The organism is Terrabacter tumescens (assembly GCF_014646815.1).
GTDB lineage: Bacteria > Actinomycetota > Actinomycetes > Actinomycetales > Dermatophilaceae > Terrabacter > Terrabacter tumescens.
Genome location: NZ_BMNZ01000002.1, coordinates 371,323 through 395,897, shown reverse-complemented (window position 1 = coordinate 395,897; position 24,575 = coordinate 371,323). Strand labels below are relative to the sequence as shown.

Sequence of the window (24,575 nt, the reverse complement as noted above, 5' to 3'; positions counted from 1 at the left end):
TCAGTCACTCACTGGAAGTAGCCGTTGGACTTCTGGTTGGCGTCGATGTCCTTGACGGCCTGGTCGAGCGCCGTCTTGGGGTCCGCGCCGTTGAGGATGTCCTGCGCCGTCTTCGTGAACTCCGTCGCGATGAAGGGGTAGCCGGGCGTCACGGGGCGCAGCACCGCGAACTTCTTCGCGTAGTCGAGGAAGACCTGGTTCTCCCCGCCCTTCTCGTAGCCCTTGACCTGGGCCGCGGCGGCGTCGGTGGCCGGGATGTTGTTCGTGTCGCGGGCGACGCTCGCGACGTACTTGTCCTGCGCGGCGAACTTCATGTAGTCGAGGGCACCGGCCTGGTCGGAGCAGTTCTGCGAGATGCCCCACTGCCACGAGCCGCCACCGATCTTCGGGCCGTTGCCCAGGTCCGGCGGCGGGAGGAAGAGCGTGTCCTTGCCGAAGGCCTTGCGGGTGTCGACGGCCGTCCACGTGCCGTTGTAGAGGATCGCGGACTTGCCGTTGATGAAGTCCTTGGCCGGGTCGGCGCCGGACTTGAGCGGGACGAGCCCGTCGGTGACGAGGCTGCGGAACCATGTCGCCCACTCGACGGCCTTGGGCCCGTTGAGCGAGCCCTCCGCGGTCTTGTAGCCGTCGCGGTTGATGAGGTCGCCGCCGAAGCTCTGGAGCATCGGGGAGTACGCGTAGGGCCACCACTCGCCGGTGAAGCTCGTCGCGATGTCGAGCGGGTTCGCGAAGTCGCCGGAGGCCTTGATCTTCTTCAGGGCCGCGGTGAACTCGTCCTTGGTCCACGGCTGGTCGACGGTCGGGACGCGGATGCCGTACTTGTCGAGGATCGTCTTGCGCGTGACCATGACGAGCGCGACGTCGTAGTAGCCGTAGGAGTACGTCTTGTTGTCCCACTTGCCGAGGACCGTCGGCAGGTACTTCGAGAGGGCGGCGTCGAGCCCGTCGAGCGGCGCGAGGTAGCCGGCCCAGGCCCAGTTCGGCACGTTGGGGCCGTCGATGTCGAGGATGCAGGGGAGCTTCTTGGACGCCGCTGCCGCGACGACGGACTGGTTGTAGGAGTCCTGCGGGAAGGCCTGGATCTTGACCTTGTACTTGGTCTGGCTCTTGTTGTAGTCGTTCACGATGTTCGTGATCGCCGCGAGCTCGGCCTTGTTGCCGGCGTTGTGCGTCCACATCGTCAGCTCGCCACCGGCGCCGCCGGAGCTGGAGCTGCCGCCCTTGGTGCAGGCGGCCATCGAGAGGGGCAGCGCCGCGGCGAGCAGGCCGACGGCGACGCGCTTGGTGGTGGTGAGCTTCATCGGGTCCTCCGTGGTGGGAAGGTCAGCGCCAGTGCTAAAACCTTTCAGCACGAGACGGTAGGGCCTCGGCAGCCGGTCGCGCAAGGGGTTGCTAAATCCTTTTCACCAGCGGTGATGCGGAATCAGCCTGGCTACCGTGGGGTAGGCTGACGCCGGGTGCCGCGGGCAGGGGCCACACGGCATACGCACTGTCGCGACGACGCGACGCGAAGGGACCGATCACAGTGAACAAGCGACCGACGCTCGCCGACGTCGCCGCGCGAGCGGGCATGTCCAAGACCGCGGTGAGCCTCGTGCTCAACAACCGCCCCGGCTCCCGGCTGTCCGACGACGCCGTCGCCCGCATCCACGAGGCCGCGCGCGAGCTGGACTACCGGCCCAACGCGCAGGCCCGGTCGCTTCGACTCGGCACCACCGGGACCGTCGGCTTCATCTCCGACGACGTCACAGTCACCCGCTTCGCCTCACCCATGATCCGCGGGCTGCTCGACGCCGCCGACGAGCAGGACCGGGGCGTCCTCATCGCCGAGACCTTCAAGCACCCCAAGCAGCTGCGCAAGGCGATGGAGGCCATGGTCGACCGCCAGGTCGACGGCCTCATCTTCGGCGCCCTCTCGGCTCGGCTCGTCGACCTCCCGCCACTGCCCGCCGGCATGCGCGCGGTCACCGTCAACTGCGTCAACCCCGAAGTGCCCGTCGCGGTCCTCCCCGACGAGGAGCAGGCCGGGTATGCCGTCACCCGCCAGCTCCTCGACGCGGGCCATGCCGCGGGGCTAGCCGTCATCGGCAATGCCCCTGTCGCCCGGTCGGATCCGCGGGTCTCGGTCACGATCAACCGCCGGTTCAAGGGGATCCAACGTGCCCTCGACGAATCCGGCGTGACCCCAGTCGCTGTCGAGGACATCGAGTTCTGGGAGCCGTGGAACGGCTACGACGCCACGAAACGGGTCCTCGAGTCCGACGCTCCCGTCACGGCGCTCCTCTGCCTCAACGACCGTGTCTCGTTCGGCGCCCAGCAGGCGATGACGGAGCGGGGCCTGCGGGTGCCCGACGACGTGTCCATCGCCTCGTTCGACGACGACGAGATCGCCTCCTACATGCGGCCCGCGCTGACGACCGCGCGGCTGCCCTACGAGCAGATGGGGCGGCAGGCCCTCGAGCTGCTGCTGCGGCCCGAGGAGTCCCCGGGCGAGCACCTGGTGGAGATGCCGCTCCAGGTGCGCGGCTCCATCCGCCCGCTCGCCTGATCACACCTGCCCCGTCGGGCACCTGCGGTTCGTCCTTCGTGGCTGCCCTCACCCACGTCCGACGGGTGAGGGCCGGGCGTCAGTCGCCTGCCCGGGCGGCGGGCGCCCAGCGACGCATGAGGTCGGCCGCCACCTCGTCGGGGTGAGGCAGTTGGTCCAGTTGCGACCGAAGTCGTTGTGCCGCAGCCCGTTCCGGCGCGGCAGGATCGAGGAGAGCGGTGACCGCGTCACGGACGCTGCCGGCAGCTGCGCCGGGCAGGACGACGCGCGCCGCGCCCTGCTCGACGAGGCGGTTGCCGTTCCAGAACTGGTCGGCGCCCTGCGGCACGACAACCTGAGGCAGACCGTGCTGGACGGCGCCGAGCACCGTGCCGGAACCACCGTGGTGGACGACGAGGTCGACGTGAGCCAGCACTGACACCTGGTCGATGAACGACTCGACGTGCACCGAGGGGTGCTCGTGACCGACCTCGTCAGCCGACACCGGCCGGCCGGTGACGACGAGCACCTCGCAGCCGGCGGCCACCACCTCGTCCGCGATCGCGAGCAGCTTCTCGCTGTTGCCGAAGATCGTCCCGAGCGTCAGCAGGACGCGCGGCGCATCATCCGGGCGCCGCTCTCTCGTCAGCCAGTCCGGCACCGGCGGACCGGGCTCCGACCACGCGTGCGGCGCGAGCTCGAGCGTCGGGAAGGGCGGGTGCGAGCCGAACGCCGCGTCGTCCGAGCCCTCCCCAGCCACGCGCAGGAACTCCGGGTGCGCTTCGAGATAGACGTCCGCCGCCTCGCCGACCGAGCTGACCGGTGAGCCGTCCGTGCCGCGCAGCTCGGCGCCCCACCGCTCCAGCGCCGCGGCATACACGCCGTCCCAGCGCGGCCCCCACCCGACGACGCTGAAGACCGCCGTCGGCGCCCCGATCCGCCGCGCGGCGACGACGCCGGCCACGTCGGTCTGCTCGACGACGACGAGGTCCGGGCGCCACCGCTCGGCCACCGCGCACGTCGGCTCGACGAGGTGCGGCGCCGCGACGTCGACGAAGAGCACCCGGGCGAAGTCGTCGGTCGGCGGCCGACCCGGAGGCACCTTCGCGAAGGCCTCGGCATGCGCGTCCGCGAACCGCCAGCCGGGATCAGCACCGAGCACGGTCGACACCGGCAGCCGCCCCTCGAACTGCGAACCCGTCGCGAAGAGCACGTCCGCGCCCTGACCCTGGAACGCCATCGCGAGCGGCACGAGCGGATAGGTGTGTCCATGAGCGGGCAGCGCCGCGAAGAGCACCCTCATCCATCCACGATCCCACCGTCCCTGCGGCCCCGAGGCGAAACGCCAGCACCCCTCAAGGGACGGGAGTTCAGTGCGACGCGACGACCTTGACCGAACGGCTGGTGGCCATCGACCACCGGCCACCGCGGAACAAGCAACGGCGTCACCGGCAGCGCCTATGCTCGCCCGCATCAGAAAGGGGCCGCCATGGTGTCGCACGACGAGCTCAGCCTGCTGCGTGAGCGGCACCCGGCCTGGCGCCTGCTGCGCGCCGACAACGCCGCGCTCGTCATCGGCTTCCTCGGTCGTGTCTTCGTCGACGACAACGTCCGCGTCATCTCCCGGGCCGATCTGGTCAGCCAGCTCGACGACGAGCTCTACGCCCTGCGCGAGCAGCTCGGCGAGGGCGCCTACCCCAAGAGCGCCGCGGCCTACGTCACTGACTGGGCCGGCGCCGACGCCGGCTGGCTGCGGCTGCACTACGTCGAGGGCAGCGACGAGCCGCACGTCGATGCGACCCCCGCGCTCGAGAAGGCCGTCGCTTGGGTCGCGAGCCTGCAGGACCGTGCGTTCGTCGGCACCGAGTCGCGCCTGCACACCCTCGTCGGGCTGCTCCGGCAGATCGCCCGCGGCAGCGACACCGACCCCGAGCACCGGCTCGAGCACCTGCGCGCCGAGCGCGACCGGCTCGACGCCGAGATCGCGCGAGCCGAGTCCGGCCAGATCGACGTGCTCGACCCGACGGCGCAGCGCGACCGCTACCAGCAGTTCGCCGCCACCGCGCGCGAGCTGCTCTCGGATTTCCGCGAGGTCGAGGTCAAGTTCCGCGCCCTCGACCGCCAGATGCGCGAGACCATCGCCGGCTGGGACGGGTCCAAGGGAGCCCTGCTCGACCAGCTGCTCGGTGACCGCAACGCCATCGCCGACTCCGACCAGGGGCGCAGCTTCCAGGCCTTCTACGACTTCCTCCTGTCCGCCGAGCGGCAGGAGGAGCTCGGACAGCTGCTCGACGAGGTCCACCACCTCGAGTCGATCGTCGCCGACGACCGCGTCCGCCGCATCGACCGCGACTGGCTGCTCGCGGCCGACCGCACCCAGTCCACGGTGCGCACGCTGTCCGACCAGCTGCGCCGCTTCCTCGACGACTCCGTCTGGCTCGAGAACCGCCGCGTCGTCGAGCTGCTCCGCGGTATCGAGGGCACGTCGGTGGCGCTGCGCGACGCCCGCCCCGAGCTGACGATGCAGCTCGACGCGATCCGTCCCGAGATCGCCCTCCCCTTCGAGCGGCCGCTCTATGCGCCCCCGGCCGAGGCCCGGATCGACAGCACTGTCGAGGCCGCCGAGGAGCGGGCCGAGACGACAGCCCTCTTCACGGTTGACCACGTGGACCAGCAGCGCCTGATCAGCCAGGTCCGGGCCATGCTGCGCGACCGGTCGCAGGTCAGCCTCGGCGAGCTCGTCGAGGAGCATCCTCCCGAGCACGGACTGGCCGAGCTGATGGCGTGGCTCGCGATCGGTGCCGACGGCATCGACATCGTGTTCGACGACGACTCCCGTCAGCAGGTGTCGTGGACCGCCGACGACGGCACCACGCGGCTGGCCGACCTGCCCACCGTCCTCTACGTCCGCCACGGTGGCGACGGCGTGCGCGGCGCGGCTGGCGTGACCGGCGCGGCCGGTGCGCACGACCCCGCCTCCGACGATGCCCACCCCGGAAGGTCGTCATGACCCCGATCTCCGACGCCGCGTCCGCCCCCTCGCTCACCGACGACGTGCTCGACCTCTCCCGCGTGGTCGTGCCGCTCCTGCGCGGCGTCGTCTACCAGGCCGACAACGCCGCCCTCTGGGCCCTGCTCCGGCGCCAGCAGGCCCGGGTGCGCGACCACATGGCGGTGATGGGCCTCGACCTCATCGTCGACGAGGCCGAGGGCTACGCACACCTGCGGCAGATGGACTACGACGAGCTCGACATCCCGCGCCTCGTGCCACGCCACCGCCTGTCCTTCCCCGTCAGCCTGCTGCTCGCCCTGCTGCGCAAGCGGCTCGCCGAGTTCGACGCCAGCAGCAGCGACCCGCGGCTCATCCTCACCCGCGACCAGGTCGCCGAGCTGCTCCGGGTCCACCTGCCCCAGAGCACCAACGAGGTGCGGCTCACCAGCGACGTCGACGCCCTGCTCACCAAGGTCGTGGCCCTCGGCTTCCTGCGCCAGGTCAGCGGGCAGGAGCGCACCTACGAGGTGCGCCGCATCCTCAAGGCCTACGTCGACGCGCAGTGGCTCGCCGAGTTCGACGCTCGCCTCCGCGAGTACCTCGCCTCCGTGGCACCTGCCGACCAGCCCGTCGACGCTCGCCCCGACGCACCCACTGACGACGAGGAGCCCACCGATGGATGAGCTGCCCCTCGACGGCCTGCTCGGCGCCGCCGGCTACCGCCTCGCCCACGTCGAGGTCCTCGGCTGGGGCACCTTCGACCGCTCGGTCTGGCGCTTCGACCTCGACGGCCACACCTCCCTGCTGACCGGCGACATCGGTTCGGGCAAGTCCACTCTCGTCGACGCCATCACGACCCTCCTGCTCCCCGCCAACCGCATCTCCTACAACAAGGCCGCCGGCGCCGACACCCGCGAGCGCAGCCTCCGCTCCTACGTCCTCGGCTACTGGAAGTCCGAGCGCAACGAGACCACGGGGGCCTCGCGTCCCGTCGGGCTCCGCGACCACACGAGCCACTCGGCCATCCTCGCCGTCTTCCGCAACGAGCGGCTCGGGTCCTCCGTCACCTTGGCCCAGGTCTTCTGGAGCCCCGACGACCACGCGGGCCAGCCCCACCGCTTCTACGTCGTGGCCGACCGCGAGCTCGGGGTCGCCGCCGACCTCAGCGACTTCGGCTCCGACATCACGGCCCTGAAGAAGCGCCTCCGCTCGTCGGGCATCACGCCGCACACGACGTTCACCGACTACGAGCGTGCTTACCGCCGAGCCCTCGGCATCCCGTCCAGCCAGGCGATGGAGCTCTTCCACCAGACCGTGTCGATGAAGTCCGTCGGCAACCTCACCGACTTCGTGCGCGCCCACATGCTCGAGCCGTTCGATGCCGCCGCCGACGTGCGCAAGCTCATCGACCACTTCGAGGACCTCACGGCCGCCCACGACGCCGTGACCAAGGCGCGCACCCAGCTCGAGACCCTCACCCCGATCGTCGCCGGCCTCGACGAGGTCGACCGCCTGCGCGCCGAGCTCGACGAGGCCACGAGCGCCCAACAGGCGCTGAGGTATGCCGCGGCGACCGTCACGCTCGAGCTGCTCGCGACCGAGCTGGCCGGCAACGACGCCGACCTCACGACCGAGCGGCAGGCCCACGAGCGGGCCCTGACGGCCATCGAGTCGCTACGGCAGGAGCAGCAGGGCCTGCGCGACGCCCGAGCCGGTCACGCCGGCGGCAGGGTCGGGGCCCTCGAGGAGGCCCGGACACGGCATACCTCCGACCGGGACGCTCGTCGCCGACGTCACCGCGAGTGGGACGACGACCTCCGCGCAGCCGGGCTCGAGCCCCTGGCCGCGCCCGAGGAGTTCGCCCGCGTGCGTGGCGAGGCATTGGCCGCCCACGCGACCGTCGACGACGAGAGGGCGAGGCTCGACGCCGAACGCACCGCGCACGCCGTGCAGCAGCACCGGTTGCGCGCCGAGTCCGACGAGATCCGCGACGAGCTGGTCAGCCTCCGCGAGCGCCGGTCGAGCATCCCGCGGGACCTGCTGGCGCTGCGCGACCGCCTCTGCCGCGAGGCCGGTGTCGACGAGGGCCGCGTCCCGTTCGTCGGCGAGCTCGTCGACATCCGGCCCGAGGAGGAGCGCTGGCGAGGCGCGGCCGAGCGCGTGCTGCGCGGCTTCGCCCTGTCCCTCATCGTCGCCGACGACGACTACGCCCGGGTCGCCGGCTGGGTCGACAGCCACCACCTCGGCACCCGCCTCGTCTACCACCGCGTCCGCCTCGGCGACCGCCACCAGCCCAGCGACCCGGTCCGCGGCACGCTCGCCGCGAAGCTCGACCTCAAGCAGGGCCCGTATGCGGCGTGGCTCGCTGCCGAGCTCGGCGCACGCGCCGCGCACGAGTGCGTCGAGAGCACCGAGGACCTGCGACGCGCGAGCCGCGCGGTGACGGTGCGCGGCCAGGTCAAGGCGGGCGACCGCCACGAGAAGGACGACCGTCGAGCCGTCGACGACCGGTCCGGCTACGTCCTCGGCTGGGACAACAAGGCCAAGCAGGACGCCCTCCTCGCGCGCGGCACCCGGGTGCAGGACCAGCTGCGCGCCGTCGACGACGCGATCCGCCACACCGACGCCGCCCTGCGAGACCTGACCTACCGCCGGGACGCCCTGACCCGGGCGCTCGTCGTCGACGACGTCCGCGACGTCGACTGGTGGGCCTCGGCCCTCGCCCTCGAGCAGGTCGAGCGCGAGCTGGCGCAGCTCATCGAGGCCTCGCGCGAGCTGGCAGAGATCGACGGCAGGCTGCAGCTCATCGACTCCGAGCTGGCCGCGGCCGAGCACCGGCGCAGCGAGCACGACCGCGCCATCGGGGCCCTCGAGGGGCGCCGGCGCGAGCTCGAGGCCCAGCGCGGGCGCAGCACGCAGGTCCTCGAGCAGGTCAGCGCCGAGGAGCTGCCGGCGGTCGAGGGCGCGGCCTCTGCCCTGCGGGCCCGGAGGGTCGAGCGACTCGACGCCGTGCACGAGGTTGTCGAGTCCCTGCGCGGCGAGCTGATCACCCGCAGCGAAGCGGTCTCCAACCGGCTACGCCTGACCACCTCACGCACCGAGCGCGCCATGGACGCCTTCCGTCGCGACCACCCGGCCGAGACCACCGACCTCGATGCGAGCATCGAGGCGGCAGCCGAGTACCGCGAGTTCCGCGACCGCGTCGCCCGTGACGACCTGCCTCGCTTCGAAGCCGACTTCAAGCGCTTCCTCAACCAGAACACCATCCGCGAGATCGCCGGCTTCCAGACCCGCCTGACGCAGCAGGCCGGGCAGATCACCGAGCGCATCACGACGATCAACACCTCGCTCCGCGACATCGACTACAACCCGGGCCGTTTCATCCGCCTCGACGCGGTGCCGACCCCGATGACCGAGATCCGCGAGTTCCGCACCCAGCTGCGCACCTGCACCGAGGGTGCGCTGCTCGGCGGCGACGACGACCTCTACTCCGAGGACAAGTTCGAGCAGGTCCGAGCCCTCATCGCCCGGTTCAAGGGCCGCGAGGGGATGACCGAGCACGACCGGCAGTGGACCCTGCGCGTCACCGACGTGCGCAACTGGTTCGTCTTCAACGCCTCCGAGCGGTGGCGCGAGACCGACCAGGAGCACGAGACCTACGCCGACTCCGACGGCAAGTCGGGCGGGCAGAAGGAGAAGCTCGCCTACACCATCCTCGCTGCCTCGCTCGCCTACCAGTTCCGGCTCGACTCGCCCGGCGGGTCGGCGCGCACCTTCCGGTTCGCCGTCATCGACGAGGCCTTCGGGCGGGGGTCCGACGAGTCGACCCGCTTCGCGCTGAGGCTCTTCGCCCGGCTCGGGCTCCAGCTGCTCGTCGTGACGCCGCTGCAGAAGGTCCACACGATCGAGCCTTTCGTGCAACGCGTCGGCTTCGTCGACAACCCGAGCGGACGCTCGTCGCGGCTGCACAACCTGACGATCGAGGAGTACCAGCAGCAGCGAGCGGGCGCGGCGCTGCTCCGCCGGGGGGTCGATGCGCCATGACGGCAGCCTCCGCACGCAGTGGGCCAGCGGCACGACGCTGGTCGACCGTCGCCGACGTCCGCGTGGCGCTGCGCCGACGATGGGACCGCGGAGAGCTGCTCTCGGTCCTCGTCGGTGGTGAGGGCTGGGAGCCGATCCGGGTCCCGCTCAGGGCACCGACCTCGCGCGAGATGGCGACCGACTTCGGAGCCGTGCAGGACTGGGCCACGCAGCTCCACCGCGATGCCGGCCCGGAGCGACGGGCGGCCTTCCGCCTCGAGACGCGCACCGTCGGCGGGCGCCTCGTTGGCGCCAACGCCGTGCCCGTCGCCGTCTGGGTCGACGAGCCGGAGCAGGCGTGGCGCCTGCTCCACGTGACCTCGGACGTCGCTGCCTTCACGAGCGCGTATGCCGTGTCGCGCGTTGCCGACCCGTCCATCGCCACCTGGGTGGCTGAGCATCCCCTGCGCGTCCTGGCGCACGCAGACCGCTGGCGCGAGGTGACAGCGACGGCGCTGTGGCTGCGCGACAAGGTGGGGACCGCGGCATACCTCCGCGAGATCGACGTGCCCCGCGTCGACACGAAGTTCATCGAGAGCCATCGGGCACTGCTGGCAGAGCTGCTCGACGCGCTGGCGCCCGGCGTCGCCGACGAGACCCGTTCTGCGGGAAAGGACTTCGCACGACGATACGGCTTCAGCGACAAACCGCCCATGACGCGCGTGCGGTCGCTCGACGGCGCTCCGATCGTGGGCGGATTCACCGACGCCGTCGTGCGGGTCGACGAGCTGGCACGGCTCGAGCCGGCGGCGCGACGGGTCCTCGTCGTTGAGAACGAGATCACCTACTTGGCGCTGCCGCCGGCGACTGACGCCGTCGCCTTCTTCGGGGCGGGCTTCGACGTGCTGCGGCTCGGGCGCCTCCCCTGGCTGCGGGACTGCGACATCGTCTACTGGGGTGACCTCGACACGCACGGGTTTGTCATCCTCGATCGGCTTCGCAGCCTGCTGCCGCACGTGCGGAGCGTCCTGATGGATCTCGAGACCCTCACCGCGCACGAGAGCCAGTGGACGACGGACACGAGCCCGTCACGCGCCGAGCTCGAGCGGCTCACGCCGGGCGAGGCGGAGACCTACCGCACGCTGCGCGACCACGAGCTCGGCACCTCGGTCCGGCTCGAGCAGGAGCGCGTCGCCTTCGACCGGGTCGTCGCCGCCGTCGACGGGCTGTGGGCCTGACAGCGTTGCCGCGTGTCGACCAAGCGCCCGACTCGAGGCGACGGCTCGGCTCACGTCTCACGGCTCACGGCTCACGGCTCACGGCTCACGGCTCACGGCTGAAGGTCCCACGGCACGACGTCCCACGGCATGACGTCCGGCGGGACGAGCTGCTGCGTCGAGATCTCGTTGTCTCGGCAGCGGATGAGCCACAGCTCTCGCGTGTCGTCGCGCTCCGCAGCGATGACGCCGTTGAGGACGTGGTCGAAGGTGAACTCAGCGAAGTCCGGCTTCGCGCTGTGCCTGGCCATGGCGCCGGGACGCAGGAAGTGGTCGATGAGGAACGTCAACCAGGCCTCGGCCATGCGGGACTTCTCCGTCGCGCTGTCCCAGATCAGGCAGCACCCGGACCGGCAGGGGATCCAGTCGAGGTGTGGATAGGGCGTGCCGTCGCCCGGGGTGAGGGTCGTGAAGGCATCTCTCGTCACTGCCCGGCGACCCGACGTGCCGGAGCGGGCCGGTGGTTGCCGGAACTCTTCGGCACGCTGCCGCTCCTGCTCGAGGCGAAAGGCACGCGGGTTCACCGGCACCTCGTACGGGTCCGTGAAATGTCGCCGGTCGAGCTCGGCGTAGGCCGTGAGCCACGCGACCTCGGACGGGTTGAGGGGTGGCTCGATGTCGAGTCGTCCCAAGAACCTCGTGCTGAATCCCATGCCGTCATCTCCCGTCGTCGGTCGGTGGTGCCAGACAAGCGGACCTCGGGTTGGCGCCGTGACCGTTCTCCACAGGGCACCTCCTCTGCACCGGAGTGCCCTACGAACGCTGCATCAAGGGACTGTCGGTGGTCGCCCGTAGTGTCGTTGCATGGCAGAGGACGCAGACGTGCTCGAGCTCCTGAGGAGCCGGCTCGCCGACCTGGAGGCGCGACAGCGCACCACCGGCGGCACGTCTGCGCGCGACTTCTGGGAGCGCTTCACCGGGTCCTCGGCGTCGTCAGCGGACGAGTCCTGCGCCACGGCCGGGGCAGGCGCGGGGAAGGGTCGCGGGCGTGCCCGTCGCGTCGCGCCCGAGTCGCGTCCGGTCACTGCGGCGCACGGTCCGTGGGCGGGGTGGTCGGTCGAGAGCCTCGAGAGGCTCGAGGCGCTCGACCCCGACACCATGCGGCCGCTCACCGAGGCGGAGTGGCGCGAGATGATCGACGACCCCGCCTGGATCGAGGCCGTCGAGGAGCAGGCGGAGGCCCACGCCGCACACGACGCCGCACACGGTTCAGACGACGTGGACGGCTCACGCGTCGGCGCCTGCGGTGACGTCCACGGCGGTGCGTGCGGACAGAGTGACCGGGTCGACGCGGTCGCCCTGGACGCGCTGGTCGGCTATGCCCTCGACCGGCACGCGAGCGCCGACCTCACCGCGGCCGCCGAGCTCATCGCGCGCCAGCGCCGCAACCACGAGGTCATGCTCGTCACCGTCGTCTCCGAACTCGTCGCCCGGGGCGTCGAGGCACCTGACGGGCTCTCACGCGCCGACTGGCTGCGCAGCCACGACGCCTCGCTGACAGCCGGTCAGGCCAAGTCCCTCGTGGCCGTCGGCACCGCGCTCGCCGACCCGCGCTGGTCCCGGCTGCGGCTGCTCGTCACGACCCAGCAGGTCGCCGTCGCGAACGCCGCGCAGATCGTCGACTTCGACACGCGCACCTCGCCGGTCGCCGACGTGGACGACCTGCGCACCGCCATCGACGACCTCACCGACCAGGCCCGGCAGCTGCGGCCCGAGGAGCTGAGCCGGCTCGTGCGCCACCACACCGAGCAGGTGCGACCGCCCCGCGACGAGGACGCCCTCGACCGAGGCCGGCGCGACGCACGCGGGCTGTGGTTCACCCAGCCCAACGCCACCGGGATGGTCGGGCTTCGAGGGGTGCTCGACCCCGAGGGCGCCGCCATCCTCAAGTCAGCCATCGACCCACTGTCGATCCCGCGTCCCGAGAAGGACGACAGGGGCCGCACCATCGCTCCGGACGAGCGCACGCCGGCCCGGCGCCGCATGGACGCACTGCTCGAGATGGTCCAGCGCGGAGTCGCCTCTGCCGCCGGCGTGGCCACGACCGACAAGGCCAAGATCGTCGTCCTCATCGAACTCGATGACCTCCTCGCGGACGTGAACGGCGACATCCCCGAAGCGTTCCGGCGCAAGCGTTCCGCCGGGAAGGGCTCTGGCAACGGGAGCTGCACCACGCTGACGGGCGACGTGCTGTCGCCGGCGGTCGTGCGCCGGATGGCCTGCGACGCCGAGATCATCCCGATGGTGCTGGGGAGCGACGGTGAGCCGCTCGACGTCGGCCGCCGTCGGCGCCTCTTCACCCGGGGCCAGCGGCTCGCCCTCGGCGCGCGCGACAAGGGCTGCAGCTGGACCGGCTGCACGGTGCCCGCCGGCTGGTGCGACGCCCACCACGTGGTCCACTGGCGACACGGCGGTCGCACCTCCCTGCTCAACGCGGCGCTGTTGTGCCCCAAGCACCACACCGAGGTCCACGACCGCGAGCTCACGGCCACGGTCACGCCTCTCGGCGTCACCTGGCACACCTGACCGGCGAGCCCCGCACCCGCCCACTCGGGCGGGGGCTTCGCGCTGCCCCTCGGGCGCCGGGGTCAGGCTCTGGGACGGGACGCCAGGACTGGCCACTCCCTTCGGCGCTGGGACTGGACGCCGGGAGCCGCTCGCAGGACCGTCGGGTACGAAGGTGTTCCGACCTCCACGTGCCCACCACGCGCGCCACCAACCCAGGAGCTGCCATGCCTCTCGTTCGCATCGACGTCATCGAAGGACGGTCCGACGACGACCTCCGCCGCCTCGCCGACACCGTCCAGGACGTCCTCGTCGAGCACTTCGCGGCGCCGGAGCGCGACCGCTACCAGGTCATCCACGAGCACCGTCCCGGCCGCATCATCGCCCTCGACACCGGGCTCGGCTTCGAGCGCACCGACGACGTCGTCGTCATCCAGATCACCCAGCAGGGACGCGACGAGCAGCAGAAGAAGGCCGTCTACGCCGCGCTGGCCGAGCAGCTCGCGGCACGCTGTGGCCTCGCGCCGACCGACCTCGTCATCTCCGTCGTCGAGAACACCCCCGCCGACTGGTCGTTCGGGCTCGGTCGCGCCCAGTTCCTCGAGGGCGACCTCTGACCGGAGCTCAGCACGGGCGCTGACCCGAGCCCGACCTGAGCTCCGGAACCCGCTCCGGATCGGGCCCTCGCTCGCCACGACGACGGGCACTGCGGCTGACATGATCGTGAGCCATGACCGCAACGGTGTGGCTCGTCCCTCACACGCACTGGGACCGTGAGTGGTACGAGCCGTTCCAACGCTTCCGTCTGCGGCTCGTCGACCTCATGGACGATGTCGTGGCCCGGGCCGAGCGCGAGCCGGACTTCCGTTTCACTATGGACGGCCAGATGGCGGCGGTCGACGACTACCTCGAGGTGCGGCCCGAGCAGACCGAGGCCGTGCGCGCCCTCGTCGCCCGCGGCCAGCTCGCGATCGGGCCGTGGCGCGTCCTCATGGACGAGTTCCTGTGCTCGGGCGAGACGATGATCCGCAACCTCGAGATCGGCTGGGCCGACGCCTCGCGTCTCGGGCCGGTCATGCCGATCGGCTACCTCCCCGACATGTTCGGCCACTGCGCGCAGATGCCGCAGCTGCTCCGGCACGTCGGCATCGAGCAGGCCGTCGTCTACCGCGGCGTCCCGGCCGAGGTCGACAGCCACGAGTTCTGGTGGCGCTCCCCCGACGGCACCGGCATCCGCACCGAGTTCCTCGCCAACAGCTACGGCAACGCCGCCGACGTCTTCGGCAGCGGAGCAGCCTCCGAACGGCTCGCTGCCCGCCTCGCCACCCAGTCGCACTGGTATGCCGGGGACTTCCTCGCGATGTACGGCACCGACCACGCCGCCCCGCTCCCGTCCCTGATGACCGAGGTCGCGGAGGTCGACAGCGACCCGGACGGCCCACGCGTCCGGGTCGCGACGCTGACCGACTACCTCGCCGAGCCGCGACACCCGAGCGAGGCCTTGCGCGTCGTCGACGGCGAGCTGCGCAGCCACGCCCGCGCCAACATCCTCCCCGGCGTCCTCTCGGTGAGGTGGCAGCTCAAGGAGGCCATGGCGCGCACCGAGCGGCTGCTGACCCGCTACGCCGAGCCCTTCGCGGCGCTGCACCTGCCGTCGCTGCCGGCGCACTATTTGGCGATGGCGTGGCGGCGAGTCGTGGACTCCTCGTGCCACGACTCCGTGACCGGCTGCGGCGTCGACGAGACCGCCGTCCAGGTGCTGGCCCGGCTCCAGGAGGGCGAGCACGCGGCGCAGGCCGTGCGCGACAGCGCCCTGGCCTCGGCCCAGGCGTTGAGCCCGGCTGGATCCGTCGTCGTCGCGAATCCGCTTGCCGCGCAACGGGACGACGTCATCGAGCTGACCCTCCCGGTGCCGGAGCAGTGGGATGCGGTCGGCTTCGAGCTGCCCGGGGGCCGCCTGGTACCGGCGCAGGAGGTGTCGCGTCCACCGGTCGAGCTGGCGCGAGAGACGGTCGCCTCAGCGGACCTGCCGCGGCTCATGCACCGCGTGCACGACCGCGAGCTGTTCGGCCTGCAGATCAGCCGCATCGAGCTCGACCCCAGCGAGCACCGCCTGACGTTCCACCTGGCCGACCACGGCGATCCCGACTTCGACGCGATTGCCGCCGAGGCCCAGCTGCGCACTGCTGCAGCCGAGTCCGGGCCCGACGCAGTCTGGGACGTCGTCACCGCCGACGAGCCGCGACGCCGCCTGGCCGCGGTCATCCCGACCCCAGCCCTCGGCCGGACGGCCATCCGCGTGGCCGAGCTGACGCCGACTGGGCCGGAGGGCGCGATCGGGCAACACCACATACGACAGGGTGAGCGCATGCTCGACAACGGCCTCGTCCAGGTCCGTGTCGACGCCGACGGCACCCTGACGGTCACCGCGGACGGCGTCACCCTGTGCGGAGTCGGCCGGCTCGTCGACGGAGGCGACCCCGGCGACTCCTACAACTCCGCACCACCGGCGCACGACGTGCTCGTCAGCGAGCCGACCCAGGTGGCGGTGACGCCCCTGGGCAGCGAGGGGCCAGTGGTCGGGAGCCTCCGCGTCGACCGCCGCTACGACCTGCCCGTCACGAGCGACCTTGCCGGGCGGTCTGACTCGACCGAACCCACCACGGTGGCGATGCACGTCGAGCTGCGCGCCGGCGAGCCCTTCGTCCGACTCCGCCTCGACTGGCAGAACGTCACCCGCGACCACCGGCTGCGCCTACACGTCCCGACCGCCGAGCCGGCGACGGTGTCGCACGCCCAGGGCCAGCTCGCCGTCGTCGAGCGCGGCCGCACCGCCGAGGCAGGTCCGGTGGGCGAGCACCCGCTGCCGACCTTCCCGGCCGAGCGCTTCGTCGACGCGGGAGGCGTGGCGGTCCTCCTCGGCCGCACGGTGGAGTACGAGGTCGTGGACACTGACCCTGGCGAGGGCGGCACCGAGATCGCCGTGACCGTGCTGCGGTCCATCGGCTATCTCAGCCGCAACGTGCACCCCTACCGCAGCGAGCCCGCCGGCCCCCAGCTGCCGACCCCCGAGGCGCAGGCGCTCGGACCCTGCCACCTGTCGCTCGCGGTCATGCCGCACCGGGGCTCGTGGGCAGCGGCGGAGGTGGCGGAGGCAACCGAGGCCTACCTCCACCCCGTCGTCGTGGCAGGCGGCGCCGGTCCCGCGGGCGGGCCGCTGCCGTCGGTCGAGGGCCTGACCCTGCTGGGCGCCGGCGTCCAGCTCGTGTCGCTCCGGCGCCGCGCAGACACCGAAACCGCTGTCGAGGTGCGGGTCGTCAACACCTCGGACCAGCCGACCGTCGCCGTGTTCGGGTCGGACGCCGTGCCGGTGACCGCAGGCCACGCCGTCGACGGCTTCGGCCGGCCCATCGAGCCCGACGACGCGGGCGACCAGCTCGAGGTCGCGGACGGTCGCGCGCGGCTGCCGCTGCGCCCGTGGCAGATCGCCACCGTGAAGGTCGAGATCGGCGCACCCGTCTCGACCTGAGACTTCTCGCACCCCACCTCGTCGAGTGCCCACTTCCCGACGCCATGATCCGTTCGAAGACGCGTCGGGAACTGTGCACTCGACGGTGAGGGGTGCGGTGCTGGGCGTCGATCAACCGCGGACCGATCAGCCGTCGGCCGGTCAGCCGCAGAGGGCGTGGACCACCCGGTCCTCGTCCTCGAGCCAGCACGGACCATCCCAGCCCGGCAGCCTGAAGCGGTCGCCGAGCACCCGACGGCGCGCCCGTCCGGAGCCGGTCAGCAGCAGCCCCTCCGCGTCGACGGCGACGAGCTCGTCGCCGTCGCGGACCACGAGCGGCCCGTCGACCGACGCACTGACCGCCGTCCGTCCGGCTCGCACCGCACCGAGGATGTCATCGTCCTCGGCGAGCACCCACGTCGTCGGCGACCCCGGCAGTCCGTCGTGGCCGTGCTGGTGGAAGTCGCTGCCAGCGATGGGCACCGTGCCGGGAGTCATGAGCCACCACGCGAGCGGCGCGCCCCACGTCGGCACCTGCGCCCACGACGAGTGCCACACCTCCGCGACGGCCGGACGGGCAGGCGAGCCGCCGACCGGCAGCAGCCACGCACAGTCGGCCGCGAGCGGGTGATTGACCGACAGCACGCCGCCACGGCTCTCGGCCTGCGACGCCCACGTCTCCGGCGGGCTACGGAAGTCGACGAGTCCGATGTCGCCGAGCACGTTGGCGTGCCCGACGTCCCGGGTCACCTCCTGCCCGGGCACGAGCACGATGCCGTACGCGTGTGCTGCGTGCTGCAGATGGGCGTGATGACTCGTCGTGTTGTGGTCGGTGACCGCGAGGAAGTCCAGGCCCCGCGATGCCGCCAGAGCCGCCAGCCCACCGACCGACAAGGCGCCGTCGGAGTGCACGGTGTGCGAGTGGAAGTCGCCGGCGATCCAGCGCATCCCGTCGACGTCCGGCAGCCGGCCCTGACGGCTCGGGCGTCCCGAACGGTTCGGAGCCTCGACCGCGGGAGGATCGCCCGGCTCGGCCGCGCGGTGCGCGTTCACCACCACGCCGTCGACCACCCGCACCGTGAGCTCCATCTCCACGCCGTCCGCAGGCACGCGGTGCAGCCCGACGAGAACTGCCCACGTCCCCGCCTCCACCGGCTGGGGCACGTAGCCCGGCGTCGCCCACCCCTGTGAGACGACGACACGGCTACGTGCCCCACCCGACCACCCGACGTAGCCCCGAGGACCCACGAGACCGAGGTCGAGCACGGCGCCCGGCCTCGCGGCATACGTCATCTCGATCTCCACCGCGCCGACCTCGCTCGGCACGTCGAAGGCGACCTCGCGGATCTGCTGCTCGGCGCGGTCGTCGGGCCGCCAGACGTGGCGCAGGTGCAGGAGCGTCGGCGAGGTCATGACGCGAGCAGCTCGCCGTCCTCGTCGTAGACGAGCACCCGGCCGGGCACGGGGGTGATGCGGACCGCGGTGCCCGGCTCGGGCTCGGAGCCCTCTGGCACGACAGCCTGCACGCGGTGGTCGTCGTGAGTGCGCGCGGTGACGAGCACGCTCGCGCCGAGGTTCTCGCTCGTCTCGACCTCGCCCTCGAAGGCGAGCGACCCGGCCTCGTCGACCCGCGCATACTCCGGCCGGAAGGCCACGGTCACGGCGCCGTCACGAGCGTCGCGGGCCGCCCAGCCCGCGTCGACGGCGTCGACCGGCTCCCGGTCGCCGACCCTCAGCTTCCCGCCGCGCAGCTCGCCCGGCAGCATGTTCATCGGCGTGGAGCCGATGAAGTTCGCGACGAACGTGTTGGCGGGGCGGCGGAAGATCTCCGACGGCGTGCCGAGCTGGCGGATGCGCCCGGCCTCCATGACGGCGATGTGGTCGGCCATGGCGAGCGCCTCGCTCTGGTCGTGCGTGACGAAGACCGTCGTCACGTCGAGGTCGCGCTGCAGCCGCTTGAGGAAGGTGCGCGCCTCGAGCCGCAGCCGGGCGTCGAGGTTGGAGAGCGGCTCGTCGAGGAGGAAGACGTCGGGCTGGCACGCCATGGCTCGCGCGAGCGCCACGCGCTGCTGCTGCCCGCCGGAGAGCTCGCCGGGCCGGCGGTCCATGAGCGCCGACAGCCCGAGCCCCTCACCCGTCTCGGCGGCCTTGGCGGCGCGCTCGGCGCGGCCGACCTTCTTGATGCGCAACGGGTAGGCGATGTTGTCGGTGACGCTCATGTGCGGGAAGAGCGCGTAGTCCTGGAAGACCATGGCGACGTTGCGCTCCCCCGGCGACAGCGTCGTGACGTCCCGGTCGCCGATGCGGATCGAGCCGCCCGTCGCCTCCTCGAGACCCGCGATGGTGCGCAGCAGCGTCGTCTTGCCGCAGCCCGACGGCCCGAGCAGGGCGAAGAACGAGCCGTCCTCGATGGTGAGGTCGAGGCCGTCGATGGCGGTGACGTCACCCGGGTAGACCTTGGTCAGTCCGTCGATGTGGATGCTGGCCATCAGCTCTTGATGCCTCCATGGAAACGGAACCCGTACCGCCGGTTGACGAACAGGTAGAGCGCCACGACCGGCAGCGCATAGACGAGCGAGAACGCCGAGATGAGAGGCAGATTCGCCTGCCCACCCTCGGAGTAGAAGGTGTACATGACGACGCCGGCCGGCAGCTTGGTCGGGTCGCGCAGCAGGATGTAGGAGGTGAGAAAGTCGCTCCACACGTTGACGAGCGCCCACACGGCGATCGTCGCCAGCCCCGGCCGGACGATGGGCAGCACGACGTGGCGCAGCACCTGCAGCGGCGTCGCGCCGAAGACGCGGGCGCTCTCCTCGTAGGACTTGGGCGTGGCGTCCATGAAGTCCTTGAGAATGAAGATCGCTGCTGGCAGAAGGCCGCCCGTCAGCACGAGGATGACGCCGGAGCGGTCGTCGATGAGGTTGAGCGCGAACATCAGCTGAAAGATCGGCACCATCGCAGCCGTGCCCGTGACGATCGAGCTGAGCAGCAGCAGCCCGTAGAGGATCGTGTTGCGTCCCGGGATGCGCACGCGGGAGAGGGAGTATGCCGCGAGCGCCGCCATCGCGGTCACGCCGACCATCGTGCCGACTGCGAGGTAGACGGAGTTCTTGAGGGAGGAGAACGCATACGGGTTCTCCGAGAGCTTGCGGAAGTTGTCGAGCGTCCAGTCCGGCCAGCTGACGTCGAGGCCCGGGTGGGCGTCGAAGGGCGCCGTCACGAGCCAGAGCATCGGCAGCGCCCAGAACGCGACGGCCGCCGCGACGAACGCGACGATCGCGAGGCGGCCGACGACCGATCGCGCCCGGATCGGCGTCTTCACGCTCGCCCTCATCCGCGCGCTCATCGGCGCTCCCGGAGCAGGCGGACGTAGAAGAGCGCGATGATCAGGTTGATGAGCAGCATGATGAACGAGATGGCCGAGCCGTAGCCGAGCTGGCCGCCGTAGAGCGCCTTGTTGTAGATGAAGACCGGCAGCGTCTCGCTCGCGTGGTTCGGGCCGCCCGCGGTCAGCAGGTAGGGCGAGAAGTCGTTGAAGGTCCAGAGGCTGATGAGCAGCGTGTTGGTCAGCACGTGTCCCCGGATGTGCGGCAGCACGACGTCCCGCAGCTGGGCGAACGTGCCGGCCCCGGCGAGGCGAGCCGACTCGAGCTGCGACGGTGGCACGGCGCCCAGCGCTGCGGAGAAGAGCAGCATCGAGAACGCCGTGCCGCGCCAGGTGTTGAAGACGATGATCGAGGCCATCGGGTGCTCGAGCAGCCACTCGGTGCCGGTGGTCTGGAGCACCGCGTTGAGCGTGCCGCCGTCACCGGAGAGGTAGGCCACCCAGAGGAAGGCGACGATCGAGCTCGGCAGGATCCACGCCAGCAGCACGAGGGCCTCGACCCCGCCGCGCACGAGCCGGGGCACGCTGCGCAGGGTCCAGGCCAGTGCGAAGCCGGCGACCGTCTGGCCGATGATCGCCGAGCCGAGCACGAAGAGCAGCGTCAGCCACAGCGAGTTGCGGAAGTCCGGGTCGACGATGGCCGCCCGGAAGTTCTCGAGCCCGACGAACTGCGGGTTGGCCGCCTGGATGCCGGTCAGCCGGTAGTCGGTCATGCCGAGGTAGACCGTCCACACCGCCGGCACGACGAGGAAGGCCGTGACGAGGATGAGCGCCGGCGCGACGAGCCCCACGGCGCGCCGGCGACCCAGTCCCGCCGCGTCCACGGACGTGACGGTCACCGGGCACCTGCCTCCCCCTGCAGGGGCAGGTGCCCGGACGTCTTCACGATGACGACACCTTGTCGGCGCCGCCGACGGCCTTCTCGACCGCGGCCCCGTAGGCCTTTGCTGCCTCCTCGACGCTCTTGCCCGACACGATGTCGGCGGTGGCCTGCTGCAGGGCCTGCGAGACCTGCGGGTAGACGGCGAGGCCCGGGCGGTAGTGCGTCACCGGCAGCACCTTCTGCGACACGAACGACAGGAACGGGTCCTTGGAGAGGACCTGCGCGTTGACGTCCTGGCGCGCGGTGATCTTCGCCGAGCCGTGGAGCAGGGCGTTGATGGCGTCCGGGGAGCCGATGAACTGGAGCAGCTCCCACGCCTGCTGCGGGTACTTCGTGTTCGGGTTGAGGAAGTAGCCGCCACCGCCCGACATCGAGACCTCGTTGCTGCCGCCGACGCCGCTGCCCGGCTCGCGGGCGGGGATGAACGCCCAGCCGACGTCGGTGTTGCGCGAGGCCATCGGGGCGTCGCCGTTGTCGGGGTTGATGACCGAGCGCCAGAAGTAGTCACCCTCGAGCAGGATGCCCACCTTGCCTTCAGCGAACGCGGCGAAGGACTGGTCGCGGCCCTTGGCCGCCTGCTGGAAGTTCTTGTTCTCCAGCCCCTGGTCGAGCAGCTGCTTGTAGAAGGTCAGCACGTCGCGCACGGCCTTGGTGTCGCCCTGCCACTTGCCGTCCGCGTAGATCTCCGAGCCGGCGCCGACGAGCAGCGGCAGCACGCCCTGCATGGTCGTCGCCTCGCCCATGGCCGTGCCGGCGTTGATCTGGATGGGGTCCACGCCCGAGATCGAATTGAGCTTCGTGCCGGCGTCGATGATGTCCTGCCACGACTTCGGCTGCCAGTCGGCCGGCAGGCCCGCCTGGGCGAAGAGCTTCTTGTTGAAGTAGAGGACGCGGCCGTCGGTGCCGGCCGGGATGCCGTACGTCTTGTCCTCGAAGGAGACGTTGGCCTGCACGGCCTTGGGGATCTGCGACCAGCCCTCCCACGAGGTCACGCCCGCGCCGGCGACGTCGCTGAGCGGCTTGAGGTAGCCGGCCTGCGCGAACTCGCCGACCCAGATCCCGTCGAGCGCCATGACGTCGGCGCCGGCCTTGCTCTTGAGGTCGAGCGCGACCTTGGTCTTGTACTGCTCGTCGTCGACACCGGAGGGCTGAAAGGTCAGCGTGACGTTGACGCCCTTGGCCTTCTGCTGCTTGGTGAAGGTCTGGATGACGTACTTGGCGTACCAGTCGGCCTCGTCGGCGTTCTTGCCGCCGGCGATGGAGTTGGAGGTGATCGTCAGAGTCACGTCCTTGGCGCCGGCATTCTGGGAGGGACTGGTCCCGGTGGAGGAGCTGCGGTCGCAGGCCGCGGCCCCGACGAGGGCGAGCGACGTCGCGACGACGGCCAGCACGCGTTTGCGGACACCGGTTCGAACACCGTGGGTCGTGGTGGGTTTCATCGGGTGAGCTCCTTCTCTGGGGTGGTGGAAGGTGGTCGAAGCTGTGGGTCGGGTCAGGCGAGGAGGACGTCCGTACCGTGGGCTCTGGCGAGCACGAGGGTCGGGTGCTGGGCGTCGGCGTTGGTGATGAGGGTCGACACCGCGCCGAAGTCGCAGACGCGGATGGAGCCCTGGCCGGGAAACTTCGTGCGGTCGGCGAGCATGACCACCTGTCCGCCGGCCTCGAGCAGGAGGCGCTTGGTGGGCACCTCGACGGAGGTCGTGTCGAGCACCCAGCCCTGCGCGTCGACCCCGCTCGTGCCGAGGAAGACGGTCGACGCGCGCACCCGGCGCAGCGCCTCCTCGGTGAGTGGCCCGACGAGCGAGTGGTACGAGCGGCGCAGCGCACCACCGAGCAGCACGATGTCGACGGCCGGGTCGCCTCTCAACGCGTCGAGCACGGCGAGGCTGGGCGTGATGACGGTGATGGAGCGGCCCTTGAGCTCGTGGGCCAGCGCTCCCGTGGTCGTGCCGATGTCGAGCAGGATCGTGTCGCCGTCGCGCACGAGCTCGGCTGCCCGCCGCGCGATGGCCTGCTTGTCCGCCGCGGCGTCGTCGGCGACCTCCTCGTAGGGGCGGTCGACCTCGGCGGGCACGTCGGCGACGGTCAGCGGCGCAGCGCCCCCGTGCACGCGACGTACGAGGCCGGCGTCGGAGAGCTCGGCAAGGTCGCGACGGATGGTCGCGGCCGAGACGCCCAGGCGCGCGACGAGGTCCTGCACGGAGACGGCCCCGTCTCGTAGCTCGTCGGTGATGGCCCGATGCCGCGCGTAGCGCACTCAAGCACAGTGACACATCAGTGATCGAAAATGCGCGTTGTTGCGCACCCAATGCGCATTTCCGGGTCAGCGGTGTCGTGCGTCCCTGCGAGTGACCCCGGCCGAGCGCTGCTCAGGTGCGAGCCAGCGGGTCAGCTCAGGACATGCGCCCGCCGGCCGGGCGGGTCGCCGGCGTCGCGGACTCGTCGGGGTCGAGCGTCGGGGCGTCGCTGCGCGACAGCGTGATCATGGCGCGCTCGACGAGCTCGCGTTCCTCGATCAGGCGGCCCAGCTCGGCCAGCCGGCCGGCCACGCGCGACTCGGTGTCGTCGCCGGTCAGGTCGACGGCGGCGACGAGGAAGACGCGCCCCGGCCCGACGAACTCGAGGTGCAGGAACGTCACCCGCTCCACCTCGTCGCTGCCGTTGAGCTCGTCGTAGGCCTGGCGCCACAGCTCGGGCCGCACGGCCTGGCCGACGAGGTAGTCGCGGTTGCGCCCGATGAGGAAGATCGCGACGACGCCGAGCAGCAGGCCGACGAGGATCGAGCCGACCGCGTCCCACACGGCGTTGCCGGTGACCTGGTGCAGGAAGATCCCGATGCCGGCGATGAGCAGGCCGATGAGCGCCGCCGCGTCCTCGGCGAAGACCGCGCGCAGCGTCGGGTTCGAGGTGTTGGCGATGAACTTCAGCGGCCGCAGCCCGCGCGCTTTGGCCTCGGACCGGGTCTGTCGCGTGGCCTGCACGAACGAGACGCTCTCGAGCACGAAGGCGATGGCGAGCACGGCATACGCCCACGTGTACGACGTCTCCGGCTCCTCGTGCCCGAGCACCGAGATGCCGTGCCACACCGACACGACCGCGCCGGCGCCGAAGAGGCCGAAGGCCGCGAACATCGACCAGACGTACGCCTCGCGCCCGTAGCCGAACGGGTGCGTGGCGTCGCGCGGCTTGGCCGCGCGACGCTCGGCAGTGAGCAGGAAGATCTCGTTGCCGGCGTCGGCCCACGAGTGCGCCGCCTCGGCGACCATCGAGGCCGAGCCGGTGATGACGGCGACGATCGACTTCGCGATCGCGATGAGCGTGTTGGCCGCCAGCGCGATGAGGACGGTGGTGAGGCTCTCGCTCTTCTGGCCCTGCTCCTGCTGCGCCGTTTCAGCCATGCTCGTCAGTCTTCCGTCCGGGGGTCACCCGCTCAAGGGTCGCCGGGTGGGCGCTCGAGCGGGACATCCCGAACGGC

The 24,575-nt window shown here is 71.3% G+C and carries 18 protein-coding genes; 8 read left to right on the top strand and 10 right to left on the bottom strand.

All coding sequences use genetic code 11. From position 1 onward, the window contains the following. Nucleotides 1-8: 8 nt before the first annotated feature. On the bottom strand, nt 9-1,301 hold the full coding sequence (locus IEY30_RS05835; protein WP_030198216.1) for an ABC transporter substrate-binding protein: 1,293 nt from the start codon (nt 1,299-1,301) through the stop codon (nt 9-11). A 224-nt stretch (nt 1,302-1,525) separates the two neighbouring features. Between IEY30_RS05835 and IEY30_RS05830 the strand changes: the two genes are divergently transcribed. Further along, on the top strand, nt 1,526-2,548 hold the full coding sequence (locus tag IEY30_RS05830) for a LacI family DNA-binding transcriptional regulator (RefSeq protein ID WP_030198211.1): 1,023 nt from the start codon (nt 1,526-1,528) through the stop codon (nt 2,546-2,548). A 79-nt stretch (nt 2,549-2,627) separates the two neighbouring features. Here the strand turns inward: IEY30_RS05830 and IEY30_RS05825 are convergent, their stop codons facing one another. After that, entirely contained in the window at nt 2,628-3,830 is a 1,203-nt protein-coding gene (locus IEY30_RS05825; RefSeq protein WP_156035262.1) for a glycosyltransferase, read from the bottom strand. 186 nt (nt 3,831-4,016) lie between these two features. Here IEY30_RS05825 and IEY30_RS05820 point away from each other — a divergent pair, with 186 nt between their 5' ends. The 4 genes from IEY30_RS05820 to IEY30_RS05805 are packed head-to-tail and all read left to right on the top strand — an operon-like array spanning nt 4,017 to nt 10,780. Further along, nucleotides 4,017-5,537: a DUF3375 domain-containing protein gene (locus IEY30_RS05820; RefSeq protein ID WP_030198200.1), complete on the top strand. Its 1,521-nt coding sequence runs from the start codon at nt 4,017-4,019 to the stop codon at nt 5,535-5,537. Further along, nucleotides 5,534-6,202, top strand: a complete 669-nt coding sequence (locus tag IEY30_RS05815) for a DUF4194 domain-containing protein (RefSeq protein WP_052358523.1) — start codon at nt 5,534-5,536, stop codon at nt 6,200-6,202. Before IEY30_RS05820 ends, IEY30_RS05815 begins: the two co-directional genes overlap by 4 nt. Next, on the top strand, nt 6,195-9,563 hold the full coding sequence (locus IEY30_RS05810) for an ATP-binding protein (RefSeq protein ID WP_030198197.1): 3,369 nt from the start codon (nt 6,195-6,197) through the stop codon (nt 9,561-9,563). Before IEY30_RS05815 ends, IEY30_RS05810 begins: the two co-directional genes overlap by 8 nt. Then, the gene (locus IEY30_RS05805) at nt 9,560-10,780 is read left to right on the top strand and encodes a Wadjet anti-phage system protein JetD domain-containing protein (RefSeq protein ID WP_052358522.1); all 1,221 of its coding nucleotides are present in this window, start codon (nt 9,560-9,562) and stop codon (nt 10,778-10,780) included. The genes IEY30_RS05810 and IEY30_RS05805 overlap by 4 nt, the downstream gene beginning before the upstream one ends. Before the next feature lie 92 nt (nt 10,781-10,872). Here the strand turns inward: IEY30_RS05805 and IEY30_RS05800 are convergent, their stop codons facing one another. Next, a complete protein-coding gene (locus IEY30_RS05800) occupies nt 10,873-11,472 on the bottom strand; it encodes a hypothetical protein (protein ID WP_030198193.1) in 600 nt (199 codons plus the stop codon). Nucleotides 11,473-11,623: 151 nt separating this feature from the next. Here IEY30_RS05800 and IEY30_RS05795 point away from each other — a divergent pair, with 151 nt between their 5' ends. From IEY30_RS05795 to IEY30_RS05785, 3 genes are all read left to right on the top strand, one after another. Next, entirely contained in the window at nt 11,624-13,345 is a 1,722-nt protein-coding gene (locus IEY30_RS05795; RefSeq protein ID WP_030198191.1) for an HNH endonuclease signature motif containing protein, read from the top strand. Nucleotides 13,346-13,551: 206 nt separating this feature from the next. Further along, the gene (locus IEY30_RS05790) at nt 13,552-13,941 is read left to right on the top strand and encodes a tautomerase family protein (protein WP_030198189.1); all 390 of its coding nucleotides are present in this window, start codon (nt 13,552-13,554) and stop codon (nt 13,939-13,941) included. 113 nt (nt 13,942-14,054) lie between these two features. After that, nucleotides 14,055-16,853, top strand: coding sequence for a glycoside hydrolase family 38 N-terminal domain-containing protein (locus tag IEY30_RS05785; protein ID WP_030198187.1), 2,799 nt, complete (start codon nt 14,055-14,057; stop codon nt 16,851-16,853). A 141-nt stretch (nt 16,854-16,994) separates the two neighbouring features. Here IEY30_RS05785 and IEY30_RS05780 read toward each other — a convergent pair whose 3' ends face one another. The 7 genes from IEY30_RS05780 to IEY30_RS05750 form a co-directional block, all read right to left on the bottom strand. After that, on the bottom strand, nt 16,995-18,245 hold the full coding sequence (locus tag IEY30_RS05780) for a CehA/McbA family metallohydrolase (protein WP_043416712.1): 1,251 nt from the start codon (nt 18,243-18,245) through the stop codon (nt 16,995-16,997). Then, a complete protein-coding gene (locus tag IEY30_RS05775; RefSeq protein WP_030198183.1) occupies nt 18,242-19,321 on the bottom strand; it encodes an ABC transporter ATP-binding protein in 1,080 nt (359 codons plus the stop codon). Before IEY30_RS05775 ends, IEY30_RS05780 begins: the two co-directional genes overlap by 4 nt. Next, complete coding sequence (locus tag IEY30_RS05770; RefSeq protein ID WP_030198181.1) at nt 19,321-20,166, bottom strand: carbohydrate ABC transporter permease; 846 nt, start codon at nt 20,164-20,166, stop codon at nt 19,321-19,323. The genes IEY30_RS05775 and IEY30_RS05770 overlap by 1 nt, the downstream gene beginning before the upstream one ends. Nucleotides 20,167-20,174: 8 nt before the next feature. After that, nucleotides 20,175-21,056 (bottom strand): carbohydrate ABC transporter permease, encoded by an 882-nt coding sequence (locus IEY30_RS05765; RefSeq protein WP_030198177.1) that lies wholly within the window; start codon nt 21,054-21,056, stop codon nt 20,175-20,177. 43 nt (nt 21,057-21,099) lie between these two features. After that, the gene (locus IEY30_RS05760; RefSeq protein ID WP_030198173.1) at nt 21,100-22,539 is read right to left on the bottom strand and encodes a sugar ABC transporter substrate-binding protein; all 1,440 of its coding nucleotides are present in this window, start codon (nt 22,537-22,539) and stop codon (nt 21,100-21,102) included. A gap of 53 nt (nt 22,540-22,592) precedes the next feature. Then, nucleotides 22,593-23,357: a DeoR/GlpR family DNA-binding transcription regulator gene (locus IEY30_RS05755; RefSeq protein ID WP_030198171.1), complete on the bottom strand. Its 765-nt coding sequence runs from the start codon at nt 23,355-23,357 to the stop codon at nt 22,593-22,595. Between the two features lie 136 nt (nt 23,358-23,493). After that, the gene (locus IEY30_RS05750; protein ID WP_052358520.1) at nt 23,494-24,498 is read right to left on the bottom strand and encodes a cation diffusion facilitator family transporter; all 1,005 of its coding nucleotides are present in this window, start codon (nt 24,496-24,498) and stop codon (nt 23,494-23,496) included. Between the last annotated feature and the right edge of the window lie 77 nt (nt 24,499-24,575).